The 12,918-nt window shown below is 59.3% G+C and carries 10 protein-coding genes; 9 read left to right on the forward strand and 1 reads right to left on the reverse strand.

All coding sequences use genetic code 11. The features are described 5' to 3' along the window. Nucleotides 1–69 precede the first annotated feature (69 nt). The 3 genes from metG to ACR0NT_RS01940 all read left to right on the forward strand — a co-directional run bounded on the left by metG (nucleotide 70) and on the right by ACR0NT_RS01940 (nucleotide 6,359). Entirely contained in the window at nucleotides 70–1,788 is a 1,719-nt protein-coding gene (metG, locus tag ACR0NT_RS01930; protein WP_170442106.1) for a methionine--tRNA ligase, read from the forward strand. Nucleotides 1,789–2,057: 269 nt separating this feature from the next. Then, nucleotides 2,058–3,218 carry an efflux RND transporter periplasmic adaptor subunit gene (locus ACR0NT_RS01935; protein WP_170442103.1) on the forward strand — a complete coding sequence of 387 codons (1,161 nt, stop codon included), beginning with the start codon at nucleotides 2,058–2,060 and terminating at the stop codon, nucleotides 3,216–3,218. A gap of 3 nt (nucleotides 3,219–3,221) precedes the next feature. Next, a complete protein-coding gene (locus tag ACR0NT_RS01940; RefSeq protein ID WP_170442100.1) occupies nucleotides 3,222–6,359 on the forward strand; it encodes an efflux RND transporter permease subunit in 3,138 nt (1,045 codons plus the stop codon). A gap of 39 nt (nucleotides 6,360–6,398) precedes the next feature. Here ACR0NT_RS01940 and glpD read toward each other — a convergent pair whose 3' ends face one another. Further along, a complete protein-coding gene (gene glpD, locus ACR0NT_RS01945) occupies nucleotides 6,399–7,985 on the reverse strand; it encodes a glycerol-3-phosphate dehydrogenase (protein ID WP_170442097.1) in 1,587 nt (528 codons plus the stop codon). Nucleotides 7,986–8,174: 189 nt separating this feature from the next. Here glpD and ACR0NT_RS01950 point away from each other — a divergent pair, with 189 nt between their 5' ends. From ACR0NT_RS01950 to ACR0NT_RS01975, 6 genes are all read left to right on the forward strand, one after another. After that, nucleotides 8,175–8,936 (forward strand): DeoR/GlpR family DNA-binding transcription regulator, encoded by a 762-nt coding sequence (locus tag ACR0NT_RS01950; RefSeq protein ID WP_170671131.1) that lies wholly within the window; start codon nucleotides 8,175–8,177, stop codon nucleotides 8,934–8,936. 114 nt (nucleotides 8,937–9,050) lie between these two features. Continuing rightward, nucleotides 9,051–9,206 (forward strand): DUF5993 family protein, encoded by a 156-nt coding sequence (locus tag ACR0NT_RS01955; protein ID WP_170442091.1) that lies wholly within the window; start codon nucleotides 9,051–9,053, stop codon nucleotides 9,204–9,206. Between the two features lie 10 nt (nucleotides 9,207–9,216). After that, a complete protein-coding gene (locus ACR0NT_RS01960) occupies nucleotides 9,217–9,780 on the forward strand; it encodes a disulfide bond formation protein B (protein WP_170671130.1) in 564 nt (187 codons plus the stop codon). A 34-nt stretch (nucleotides 9,781–9,814) separates the two neighbouring features. Continuing rightward, nucleotides 9,815–10,177, forward strand: coding sequence for a DUF3302 domain-containing protein (locus tag ACR0NT_RS01965; RefSeq protein ID WP_170442085.1), 363 nt, complete (start codon nucleotides 9,815–9,817; stop codon nucleotides 10,175–10,177). A gap of 21 nt (nucleotides 10,178–10,198) precedes the next feature. Further along, complete coding sequence (locus ACR0NT_RS01970; RefSeq protein WP_170671129.1) at nucleotides 10,199–11,344, forward strand: HlyD family secretion protein; 1,146 nt, start codon at nucleotides 10,199–10,201, stop codon at nucleotides 11,342–11,344. Between the two features lie 11 nt (nucleotides 11,345–11,355). After that, the gene (locus ACR0NT_RS01975) at nucleotides 11,356–12,918 is read left to right on the forward strand and encodes an efflux transporter outer membrane subunit (protein WP_170671128.1); all 1,563 of its coding nucleotides are present in this window, start codon (nucleotides 11,356–11,358) and stop codon (nucleotides 12,916–12,918) included.

The raw sequence follows: 12,918 nt of genomic DNA on the forward strand, positions 1-12,918 counted from the left end.
GAAAGCGGGGTTTTGCTGGCCGGTGACATAAGGTAGACGGGCGCGCAGATAGATACGTGGAAACGCAAAATGGCTCGGATTCTCATCACCTCGGCGATCCCTTACATCAACGGGATCAAGCACCTCGGCAACCTGATCGGCTCGCAATTGCCTGCCGACCTGTATGCGCGCTATCAGCGTGGCCGGGGGAATGAGGTCATGTTCCTGTGTGCCACCGACGAACACGGCACCCCTGCGGAACTGGCTGCCGCCAAGGCTGACAAACCGGTGGCCGAGTATTGTGCCGAGATGCACGGCGTTCAGTCCGACATCGCCAACCGGTTCGGGCTGAGCTTTGATCACTTTGGTCGGTCGTCCAGCGAACAGAACAAGAAACTGACCCAGCATTTTGCGGGCAAGCTGGACGATGCCGGATTGATCCGCGAGGTCAGCGAGAAACAGGTCTATTCCAATGCCGATGGCCGGTTCCTGCCGGATCGCTATATCGAGGGCACCTGCCCCAACTGCGGTTACGAACGTGCGCGTGGCGACCAGTGCGAGAATTGCACCAAGCAATTGGACCCGACCGATCTGATCGAACCCCGCAGCGCGATCAGCGGATCGACCGATCTTGAGGTGCGCGAGACCAAGCACCTGTATCTGCGCCAATCCGCAATGAAGGATCAACTGGACGCCTGGATCGACAGCAAGACCGACTGGCCGATCCTGACCACCTCAATCGCCAAGAAATGGTTGCATGACGGCGACGGCTTGCAGGACCGTGGCATCACCCGCGATCTGGATTGGGGTGTGCCGGTCAAGAAAGGCGATCAGGACTGGCCCGGCATGGAAGGCAAGGTCTTCTACGTCTGGTTTGACGCACCCATCGAATACATTGCCTGCGCCAAGGAGTGGGCCGACGCAAACGGCAAGACCGACGCAGATTGGGAACGCTGGTGGCGCACCGACAAGGGCGCCGACGATGTGCGCTATGTCCAGTTCATGGGCAAGGATAACGTGCCGTTCCACACCCTGTCCTTCCCGGCCACCATTCTGGGCTCGGGTGAGCCGTGGAAGATGGTCGATCACCTGAAATCGTTCAACTACCTGAACTATGACGGCGGTCAGTTTTCGACCTCTCAGGGCCGTGGCGTGTTCATGGATCAGGCGCTGGACATCCTGCCCGCCGACTTCTGGCGCTGGTGGCTGCTGAGCCATGCGCCCGAAAGCAGCGACAGCGAGTTCACGTGGGAGAACTTCCAACAATCGGTGAACAAGGACCTCGCCGACGTGCTGGGCAACTTTGTCAGCCGGATCACCAAGTTCTGCCGCTCGAAATTCGGCGAAGCCGTACCCGAAGGCGGTAGCTATGGCGAACGCGAACAGGCGCTGATCGAAGAACTCACCAAACGCGTCCGCGCCTATGAAGGGCATATGGAGGCGATGGAGGTCCGCAAATCCGCGCAGGAATTGCGGGCGATCTGGGTGGCTGGCAACGAATACCTGCAGGCCGCGGCCCCGTGGTCGACCTTCAAGACCGACCCGGAACAAGCCGCGGCACAGGTGCGTCTGGGCCTGAACCTGATCCGTCTCTATGCCGTTCTCAGCGCCCCGTTCATCCCCGAAACCTCGGCCAAAATGCTGAGCGCGATGAACACGATGGATACAAGCTGGCCCGAGGATGTTGCGGCCGCACTCAATGCCCTGCCCGCCGGTCATGAATTCTCGGTGCCGGATGTCCTGTTCGCGAAAATCACTGACGAGCAGCGCGAAGACTGGCAGACCCGATTTGCCGGAACGCGCGACTGATCGAACGCTGAAAATGGAACAAGGAAACGGGGGCCAGCGCGGCCCCCGTTTTCGTTGCCGCGGCCAAATTCTGGTGAAGCGAACTTAAGAAAATCGGCCTAAGTTCGCCTTATGGCGCGAAAAATTCTCCAGAGCAGAACTGTTAATTCGCATTCAAGAAGCTTGAGATATACGCGCAAAACCGCCATCCTGACCAAGAATTCAGTCGACTCGTCGGGGCGGTTAGTCTGCCTTGGCGCAAAATCCGCAATTTTAACGAGGCGCCTGCCATGTCCCTTGCATTGAAGAATTCTACATCCCGCCTCTTCGGGCCAGCCGTTGCGGCCTTGGTCTATATGGGCATGGCGCATGCGGCCCTCGCACAGGATCAAGGCGACGCGCCACCGCCCAAAGTGTCGATCGCTGCGGCCTATACGCAGGAAATCACCGATGAGGCCGTATTCATCGGGCGGGCCGAAGCGCTGGACAAAGCCGACATCGTGGCGCGCGTCAGCGGCTTTCTGGAAAGCCAGGACGTCGAAGACGGTGCGCTGGTCCAGCAAGGTGACATCCTGTTCACCATTGAGCCAGACCTTTATGAGGCAACGCTGGAAGCCCGCAATGCCGATCTGGACCGGGCCGAAGCCAGTCTGGAACTCGCCAAGGTCGAACTGGCCCGGAAGGAAGAACTATACCAACGCGACGCCACGCCCGAGTCCGAACGCGACATCGCCCGCGCCAACGAACTGGTTGCCGAGGCCGAGGTCAAAGCCGCCAAGGCCGCCATCCAGCAAGCACAGCTGGACCTGAGCTACACCAAGATCCACGCGCCTTTTTCGGGCCGCATCGGCCGGGTTGCAATCAGTGTCGGCGACGTGGTCGGGCCAACCAATCCTCCGCTGGTCAATATCGTCAGCGAGGCCCCGATCTATGTCAATTTTTCCCTGAACGAAAAGCAGTTTACGACGGTTCTTCAAACTGTTGGTGAAAACGCTTCATCCCTGGCTGAAAGCGAAAAAAGCCCGAATGTCCGCGTGACCCTGCCGAACGGAACGGAACTGGGTGAGACCGGCAAGATCGTCTTTGTCGACAACCGGATCGACCCTCTGACCGGCGCCATCACGATGCGGGCCGAATTCGACAACGCCAACAGGCTGATCGTCGACGGAGCCTTTCTGAACGTGCGTATCGAAGCGCTGGAACCCACGCTCGAGGTCCTGATCCCTCAGGCAGCTTTGCAACGTGACCAGAGAGGCGAATTTGTGCTGGTTGTGAATGACAAGCAGATGGTCGAACAGCGTTATATCACCACCGGCGACACCGTCGACTCTGCGATCATCGTCAAGGAAGGATTGCGCGAGGGCGAAAGCGTCATCGTAGAAGGCCTGCAAAGGGTTCGTCCGGGCGTGGCCGTGGATGCGGTCGTGGCCTCTGAGCAGCCGGGAGAGTAACAGATGTTCTCTGCCCTGTTCATCAGCCGGCCCAAGCTGGCGCTTGTTATTTCGCTTGTCCTGACAATCATGGGCGGGATCGGGTATCTGGTCTTGCCGGTCGCCCAGTTCCCGGACATCACGCCACCGGTGGTCAGTGTAACCACCACATATACCGGCGCCAACGCCGAGACCGTGGAAAACACCGTCGCCGCCCCGATCGAGGCGCAGGTGAACGGTGTGGACGACATGATCTATATGACGTCCACCTCGTCGGATAACGGTTCCTACTCGCTGAACATCACGTTCGAGGTTGGCACCGATCCCGATATCGCCTCGGTCAACGTGCAGAACCGCGTGGCGCAGGCGATGTCCTCGCTGCCGACCGAGGTGACATCCTCGGGCGTGGTCACGCAGAAGGCGTCGACCAACATGCTGTTGCTGGTCACGCTGACCTCACCAAACGGCACCTATGACAGTGTGTTTCTGTCGAACTATGCCTCGATCAACCTGAAAGACGCGCTGGCGCGGATTCAGGGTGTCGGTCGCGCGGACGTTCTGACCAATCTGGAATACGCCATGCGGATCTGGATGGACCCGGATCAGATGGCTGCCCTGTCTATCACCCCCGGCGACGTGATCAACGCCATTCGCGAGCAGAACGTCGAAGTATCAGCCGGCTCGATCGGTGCGCCCCCGGTACCCGAGGGGCAGACGTTTCAGTACACTATCAAAACCAAGGGTCGCCTGACCTCGGCCGATGAATTCGGTGAGATCGTCATTCGGACCGGTGAGGCCGGTTCAATCGTACGGGTCAAGGATATCGCTCGGGTGGAACTGGGTGCGGAGTATTATGCGGCCTCCGGTTTCTTTGACAGTGTTCCGGCTACTGTCATCGGCATCTATCAGGCCCCCGGCGCCAACGCGCTGGCTGTGTCAGAACGGGTCCAGGCGGAACTTGACCGCCTGTCGCGCAGCTTCCCCACGGATGTGGAATTTGCCGTCCCCTTCAACACCACCGACTTTGTGGAACAATCCCTGAATGACGTGGTCACGACCCTGATCATGACCTTCACCCTGGTGATAACGGTTGTATTCATCTTCCTTGGCAGTTGGCGTGCAACGATCATTCCAGCAGTTGCGATCCCGGTTTCTCTGATCGGAACGTTCGCATTCCTGCTGCTCTTCGGCATGTCGCTGAACACGATCTCATTGTTTGCGCTGGTTCTGGCTATCGGGATCGTGGTGGATGACGCCATTGTCGTGGTTGAAAACGTCGAACGGATCATTGCCGACGAGGGGCTGCCCCCTGCCGAGGCCACCCGCAAGGCCATGGGTCAGATCACCGGCCCCGTCATTGCGACCACGCTGGTTCTGCTGGCCGTGTTCGTGCCGGTGACCTTCATGCCGGGCATCTCGGGGCGTCTGTATTCGCAATTCGCGGTGACAATCTCGACCGCTGTTGTGATCTCGTCGATCAACGCGCTGACCCTGTCACCGGCCTTGTGCGGGCTGGTTCTGCGTGCCCGCTCGGGTCCGCCAAAGGGGCTGTTGGCGGTGTTTGAGAATTTCATCGGCACCATCCGCGGCGGGTATGTGGCCATCGTACGCAAACTGCTGATCCTGCCGGTCATTGGCCTTGGGGTCATCGCCGCGCTGGCGATGGGCACCGGGACCATCATGTCCAACACCTCCAGCGGGTTCCTGCCACTGGAGGATAACGGCTATCTGTTTGTCGATATTCAGCTGCCCGACGCGGCGACACTCGAACGTACCGAGGTCGTCTCGGCCCGGGTCGACGAGCAGATTCAGCAAATTCCCGGCGTGGCCAGTACCGTTCTGGTCAATGGCTTCTCGATCCTGAACGGCACCACGACCAACGGCGCTGCGATCTTTGTGAACCTCGACAACTGGGATGAGCGTCAGGAAGACGACCTGAGCGCCGACGCGATCCTGCAAAAGGTCCTGGCCATCGCTTATGGCGAGTCCGCAGCCTCGATCGTGGCCTTCAACCCACCGCCCATTCAGGGCTTGGGCATGTCTGCCGGTGTCGAGATGGAGGTCCAGCAAACCGGGGGCGGATCACCTCAGGATCTGGCGTCAGCCGTCGGATCGTTCGTCTATGCGGCGAACCAGCGGCCCGAGATCGGGCAGGCCTATACCACCTTCCGCGCAAACGTGCCGCAGCTCTTCGTCGATCTGGACCGCGAAAAAGCCAAGACACTGCAAGTGTCCGTGGCCGAGGTGTTCCAGACCATGCAGGCGCAGTTGGGATCGTACTACGTGAACGACTTCAACCTATTCGGTCGGGTCTATCGCGTAATGATCCAGGCGGACGGCAGCTATCGCGATAACGTCGAAGATATCTCGAACCTTTACGTGCGTTCGACAAAGGGGGAAATGGTTCCACTGGGCACGCTGGTCGATGTTGAAAATGTGCTGGGTCCGGTCCTGCTGAAACGCCACAACCTGTTCCGCTCGGCAACCGTGACGGCGGTTCCTGCACCGGGGCTGTCCACCGGCGATGCGATCAACGTCATGACCGAGGAATCGGCCACCGCCCTGCCCCCGGGCTATGCGTTCGAATGGACCGGGACGGCGCAGCAGCAGCTGGCCTCTGGCAGCCTCGTGATCGTCATTCTGGGGCTGGCGATCCTGTTCGGTTATCTGTTCCTTGTCGGTCAATATGAAAGCTGGACGATGCCGGTTTCGATCCTGCTATCGGTGATCGTCGCCCTGTTCGGGGCGGTGGCCGCCGTGGCCATCGTGGGCAGCGACATCAACCTCTATACGCAGATCGGGATGATCATGCTTGTGGGGCTGGCTTCGAAAAACGGCATTCTGATCGTTGAGTTCGCGATGGAGCAGCGGGCCAATGGCCTGTCGATCAAGGACGCCGCAGCAGAGGCTGCTTACCAGCGTTTCCGCGCGGTGATGATGACCGCGCTGTCCTTCCTGCTTGGTGTTGTGCCGTTGCTGGCGGCCAGCGGTGCGGGTGCGGCCAGCCAGAAAGCCATCGGCGTCGCCGTGTTCGGAGGCATGCTGGCGGCCACGCTGGTCGGCGTCATTCTGGTACCGGTTCTCTATGCTCTGATGCAAAGCCTCAGGGAGTGGATCAAGGGTACCAAGAACGATCCCGGCCCTTCCGAGGAAGCGGCATAAATCAAAGAAAAGCCCCGCCAGACCGGCGGGGCTTTTATCTTAGGCAGCAGCTTGCGCGCTGCGCTGCGACATCCAGTCTTCGATCCGGGCAATCTGACCGGCAGTCAGCCGCAGGCCCAGCTTGTTGCGGCGCCAGATCACGTCCTCGGCTTTGCGGGCGTATTCCTTGTCCATCAGCCATTCCAGCTCTCGCGCGGTCAGCGTGGCGCCAAAATCCTCGCCCAATTCGTCCGCGGATTTCGCATCCCCCAGAATAGCACGGGCTTCGGTACCATAGGCGCGCACAAGACGTTCAGCCCAGGCGCGGTCCAGAAAATTGAAATCAGCTTCAAGTCCGGCCACAAGATCCTGCACCCCATCGACAGGGAAATCCCCACCGGGCAAAGCAACACCCGCAGTCCAAGGGCCGGGCAAGTCGGCGAAATGCTCGGCCACTTTTTCCAGCGCACTCTCGGCCAGCCGCCTGTAGGTCGTGATCTTGCCGCCAAAGACATTCAGAACGGGCGCTCCGCCCTGTGCGTCGACCTTCAGCGTGTAGTCCCGCGTAGCAGCGGTCGCGCTGCTGGCCCCGTCATCGTACAGAGGCCGCACGCCGGAGTAGGTCCAGACGATATCCTCGCGAGTTACCGGTTTCTTGAAGTATTTCGTCGCAAAGGTACACAGATAATCCTGCTCAGCCTCAGTACAGACCGGAGGTTCGGACGGGTTCGAATGGTCCTGATCCGTGGTGCCGATCAGGGTGAAGTCGCGCTCATAAGGAATGGCAAAAATGATGCGGCCATCCTCACCCTGAAAGAAATAGCATTTGTCGTGATCGAACACCCTGCGGGTCACGATATGGCTGCCGCGCACCAGCCGAACGCCTTCGCGCGAGTTCACGTGGATTTTGGTCTGGATGATGTCGCCGACCCACGGGCCGCCGGCGTTGATCAGCATTCTGGCACGAACCACACGTGTCTCGTCGCTGTCACGATCCCGGAGCGTCACTTGCCATAGATCATCCACACGTTCCGCGGAAAGAACCTCGGTGCGCACCAAAATATTCGCTCCGCGCGCCTCGGCATCGCGGGCGTTTAGGACAACCAGACGGGAATCCTCGATCCAGCAATCCGAGTATTCATAGGCCGTCTCGAACTTATCCTGCAGCGGCCGTCCCTCGGGTGCGGTTTTCAGGTCCAGCGCATCCGTACCCGGCAGGATTTTACGCCCGCCCAGATGGTCATACATGAACAACCCCAATCGGATCAGCCACGCAGGGCGGCGCCCCTTCATCCACGGCATCACCGTGCTGAGCAGACGCGAGGTTGGGGTTTCCGAGTCGAACCGCATATCCTCGTGATACGGCAGTACAAACCGCATCGGCCAACTGATATGCGGCATGGCACGCAGCAAGGTTTCGCGTTCGATCAGCGCCTCACGCACAAGGCGGAATTCAAAGTACTCCAGATACCGCAACCCACCATGAAACAGCTTTGTCGAGGCCGAAGACGTCGCCGAAGCCAGATCGTTCATCTCGGCCAATGTCACCGACAGCCCGCGCCCCGCCGCGTCACGCGCAATGCCGCAGCCGTTGATGCCGCCGCCGATGATGAAAAGATCGGTGACCTGATCCTGTGCCTGTTTCATATCCGGATGATTCCCCATTGGTGGAAAACGCGCGCTCATTAATATTGGGGTCACTCGTTTCGTCAATGTTTGTTTTCGTTTATGTTCGTTTTGTCACAGAATACACCAATTACTGCGTCTTCAGATGTCACGCTGTTGAATGTTCAGGCAAACAGAACAAAAACGAACACACCCAACTTGGAGCCAACCGTGTCCCTATCCTTTCGCCAGTCAGACATCCTGAACATCGCCAGACAGGACGGCCGCGTGATGGTCGAAGACCTGGCCGCGCGCTTCGAGGTCACGGTTCAAACCATCCGCCGCGACCTGTCCGAACTGGCCGACATGGGCAAGCTCGACCGTGTCCACGGAGGCGCTGTTCTGCGCTCGGGCGTGTCCAATATCGGGTATGAGGACCGCCGCGCCCTGAACGCCGATACAAAGGCGCGCATCGCGCAACACTGCGCGCAGGATATACCGGACGGAGCGTCCGTGTTTCTGAACATCGGCACCTCGACCGAGGCCGTTGCCCGGCAGCTGCTGGGCCACAAGGACCTGATGGTGGTGACCAACAACATGAACGTCGCAAACATCCTGGTCGAAAACCCGGATTGTCAAATCGTCATGGCCGGCGGCGTGCTGCGTCGCTCGGATGGGGGGCTGATCGGCAACCTGACGATCTCGACCATCGAGCAGTTCAAGTTTGACTATGCGATCATCGGCTGCTCGGCGCTGGACATAAACGGAGACCTGCTGGACTTCGATTTTCAGGAAGTGCGCGTCAGCCAGACCATCATCTCACAAGCGCGCAAGACCTGCCTTGTTGCCGACCAGTCCAAGTTTCAGCGTACCGCCCCGGCGCGGATTGCTTCACTGTCCGAGGTGGACGTGTTCTATACCGATCACGCCTTGCCCAACGGTCTGGCCCGCAAATGCAATGAATGGACCACGCAGATAAAGCTCTGCAGTTGACGTTAAATAATTCGCACTAAAGGTGAATCCCTGACACGGGTTCTTGCCAGATTGGCCGTCGCCTGACACACTCGCGCATATTGCAATCGTCGCACGGGAGGGGAGATCCGGGCCATGATAGCGCTTTTATTTGCGTTACTTACAGCCACGATGGGCCTGAACTATTTCAATCGCACCACGGCCGCCAATGCGCTGTTCTTTTTCACGCTGGCGTTGAGTGTGTATTGGCTGAAATTTCACGCCACCAGCCAATTGACGATCCAGTTGTAGGAGAGCCCGGATGACACCTGAACTCTCACGCACCCTGAACGCGCTTGGCATGTTGGCGGTAAGTCTGGTGCTGTTGCTGGCCTTTTTCTATCAATTGAAACTCTACGAACTGCCCTGCCCTTTGTGCCTGTTGCAGCGGGTTGGTTTTGTTGCCGTGGGCGTGGGTCTGGGGCTGAACCTGCTATATGGAGCCCGCCCCCGGCACTACGGCGTAATGCTGCTTGGCGCGTTGTTTGGCGGCAGCGTCGCCGTACGGCAGATCTTGCTGCACATCGTTCCGGGCACCGGACATTACGGCTCGCCCGTGCTGGGGCTGCACTATTACACCTGGGCGGCGATCTGCTTTTTCCTGATCCTGCTGGGCACGGCACTGATGCTGATGTTTGACCGTCAGTATGACAGCGAGCCTCAGCCCCGCTTTGGCGGCAGTGCACTGGCGAAAACCGCGTTTTTCATCATGTTTGGTCTGGCCGCCCTGAATGCGGTCTCGACCTTAGTGGAATGCGGACCGGGCATTTGCGCGGACCCTCCCACCAGCTACAAATTGATTGACGAAGTGGGTGGCAACGGCTGAGGATGGGACAACCTTCCCAAAAGGAGGCACGAGCATGGGACTACTGGGACAGCCGCTTGGCTTTTACGACTATCTGACATTCGTGGCACTGATATTGCTGCTGGCGGCGGTGATGGCGCTGTTTCTGTTCATCATGGGGCTGCCGGGGCGCATCGCGATCAAACGCAACCATCCCCATGCCGAAGCCGTCAAGATCATGGGCTGGATGGGGTTTCTGGCCGTTGTCCCTTGGGTTCATGCCTTCATGTGGGCGTTCCACGATGGCGTCACGGTCGATATTCGCCGTACGCCTGATGACGAAAAAGACGCCATTCGCAAGGAAATCAAGCGGTTGGGTGGTTCGGTAAACGAAGAATACCGCGATCCGCTGGACCCGGACGGAACCCAGAAGAGCTAAGGCCAAAGGAATTTTCAGACTATGTTCGTCGCCCTCGGCATTACGCTGTTCTACATCATTTTTGTCTGGTTCATTTTTTTCAAAGTCCAATGGCTGAAATTCAACATCACCTGGGGGATCGTCACCTTTTGGATTGGCGCCCACCTGTTGCTGGTGTTTCTGGTGGCACTGCGCTTCTTTCAACCCTTTTCAATCGACAGCCACGTTGTCCGCTCGACCATTCAGATCGTGCCGCGTCTGACCGAACCGACCATCCTGACCGAGGTGCTGGTCGAGCCGAATACCGAAGTCAAAAAGGGCGACCCGCTCTACCGCTTTGACGACACCGTATTCTCGCTCGAGGTCGAGGAGGCCACCGCGCAACTGGTGGCAGCCGAGCAGAACGCCAAAATCCTGGAGCAGGATGTCATCGTCGCCGCGGAAAACGTAGAACGCGCAAACGCGCAACTGGCCTATGCGCTGACGCAACAGGCGCGCTATGAAAATCTGGTGCCTGCAGGCGGTGCACGTCAGGATGAGTTGGACCGCTGGAACGAACAGGTCACCGAGGATCAGGCGCAGATCAAAGAGGCCGAAGCCAATCTGGAAAAGGCGCAACTGGCACTGGATTCTCAGATTGACGGCGTGAACACGGGCATCCTGCAGGCGCAGGCGCAGCTGGAGAAAGCCCGGTACTTCCTTGATAACACGACGATTTACGCGCCCGAAGACGGCATGATCGTATCGCAACAGGCCCGACCGGGTCTGGTTGTAGGGGATATCCGTCTGGGGGCAATCGCCAGCTTTGTCACCAAGGATAACCCCTACATTCTGGCCACCTATCGCCAGCAGAACCTGAAATTCGTCGAAGTCGGTCAACCGGTTGAGGTCGCGTTGGACCTCTATCCCGGTGAGATTCTCACCGGCAAGGTCGAGGCGATCTGGTGGGCGACACGTCAGGGCCAGTACCTGCCCTCGGGTCGCCTGCCCGGGTTCGAGCTGCCAAAACTGCCGGGGCGTATCGCTGTGCAAATCTCGGTCGATATTCCGGACGGTCACACCTTCCCTGCCGGTGGCCACGCGGCGGTGGCGATCTACACCGGTCAGGGCAAAAGTTTTGAGTTCCTGCGGCGCATCAATATCCGCCTTTACTCCTTCGCCAACTTCATCCGACCACTGGATATCTGAGGACGCATGACATGACCCGGGCCAAGCTTCACCGCAGACTGATCGGCACCGCCCTATGCGCGGCTCTGCTGGTCGGCTGTACGCCAGTTGGCCCGGACTTCGTGCGCCCGAATTCTCCAGTCGTGAAGGAATGGATCGAGGTCAACAGCCCCAACGCCGGGCCCAGCGGTCTGACCTCGCGCAGCGCGCCCGTGGTAAAATGGTGGGAGACGTTCAATGACCCCACCCTGAACAAGCTGATCGCCGAAGCCTATGCCCAGAACCTTGATCTGCAGGTTGCCGGTGCCCGCGTTCTGCAAGCCCGCGCGCAGTTGGGCATCGCGTTCGGAGAGCTGTACCCGCAGTCGCAGGCCATCGGCGGGTCGATCGAGCGGCGGCAGATCAGCGATAATCTTCGGCCAGTTTCCGATATCCAACGGATCATCCCTCTGGATACCGAGTTTTCGACCTCGCAGGTCGGGTTCGATGCGCAATGGGAGTTGGATGTTTGGGGCCAGCAGCGCCGCGGCGTTCAGGCGGCGCGGTCCAATCTGGCGCTTCAGGTGGCTAATTACGACGACGCACTTGTAACACTGACCGGGGATGTTGCGGCGCTGTATGTGAATATCCGCGCGCTGCAGGAAACTTTGAGGGTCGCGCGTGAGAACATTCAGCTGCAACAAGCTTCTGCGGAGCTGACAGAATTGCGGTTCAACAACGGTGTAACAACCGAGTTGGACGTGCAGGAATCCACCGCCCTGCTGAACAACACCAAGGCCCTGGTGCCCGAGATCGAAAGCGACATTCAGCAGGCCAAGAATGCGCTGGCCGTGTTGCTGGGCACCACCCCATCGCGGATGACCAGCCTGCTGGGCAATTCCGGTCGCATCCCCTCGGCCCGCTCCAACGTGGCCGTTGGTGTTCCGGCCGAATTGTTGCGCCGCCGCCCGGACGTGCGCGCGGCCGAGCTGGCAGCGGCCACGCAATCGGCGCAGGTGGGGATCGCGATGGCCGATCTTTACCCGCAGTTCATTCTGTCGGGGTCCATTGGCCTGCAAGCCTCGGGGGGGCGGGATTTGTTTTCTTCGGCCAGCACTACCAGCCTGGCGAATACCGGAGTGGTCTGGAACGTGCTGAACTATGGCCGGATCAAAAACAACGTCCGTGCACAGGACGCGGCCTATCAGGCGCTGATCGCGAATTACCAGAACACCGTTTTGACCGCCTATTCCGAGGTCGAGAGCGCGATGGTTGCCTATGCCCAGTCGCGCAAGCAGGTCGGGTTCTATGAAAACAGCGTGACCGCATCGCGCAAAGCTGCCGAGATCGCCGTGGACCAGTATCGCGACGGCATCGCCGACTATTCCCGTATCCTGAACACACAAACTGCGCTGTTGCGGTCTCAGGCCAATCTGATCGAGGCGCGTCAGCAAGTGTCCAGCAACCTCGTGGCGGTCTACAAGGGCCTTGGTGGTGGCTGGCAGATCCGCCAGGATCAGGAATTCCTGCCCGAAACCGTTCTGGCCGAAATGGCCTATCGCACCGATTGGGGCGATCTGCTGCAGGAAACACCGACGCGGGCGAGCCTGAACTAA

Source organism: Ruegeria sp. AB10, assembly GCF_056542745.1.

Coding starts and splice junctions, on each gene's coding strand:
- glpD (WP_170442097.1), bottom strand. CDS start 7,985: ATGAAACAGGCACAGGATCAGGTCACCGATCTTTTCATCATCGGCGGC.
- ACR0NT_RS01940 (WP_170442100.1), top strand. CDS start 3,222: ATGTTCTCTGCCCTGTTCATCAGCCGGCCCAAGCTGGCGCTTGTTATT.
- ACR0NT_RS01935 (WP_170442103.1), top strand. CDS start 2,058: ATGTCCCTTGCATTGAAGAATTCTACATCCCGCCTCTTCGGGCCAGCC.
- ACR0NT_RS01960 (WP_170671130.1), top strand. CDS start 9,217: ATGACACCTGAACTCTCACGCACCCTGAACGCGCTTGGCATGTTGGCG.
- metG (WP_170442106.1), top strand. CDS start 70: ATGGCTCGGATTCTCATCACCTCGGCGATCCCTTACATCAACGGGATC.
- ACR0NT_RS01975 (WP_170671128.1), top strand. CDS start 11,356: ATGACCCGGGCCAAGCTTCACCGCAGACTGATCGGCACCGCCCTATGC.
- ACR0NT_RS01965 (WP_170442085.1), top strand. CDS start 9,815: ATGGGACTACTGGGACAGCCGCTTGGCTTTTACGACTATCTGACATTC.
- ACR0NT_RS01955 (WP_170442091.1), top strand. CDS start 9,051: ATGATAGCGCTTTTATTTGCGTTACTTACAGCCACGATGGGCCTGAAC.
- ACR0NT_RS01970 (WP_170671129.1), top strand. CDS start 10,199: ATGTTCGTCGCCCTCGGCATTACGCTGTTCTACATCATTTTTGTCTGG.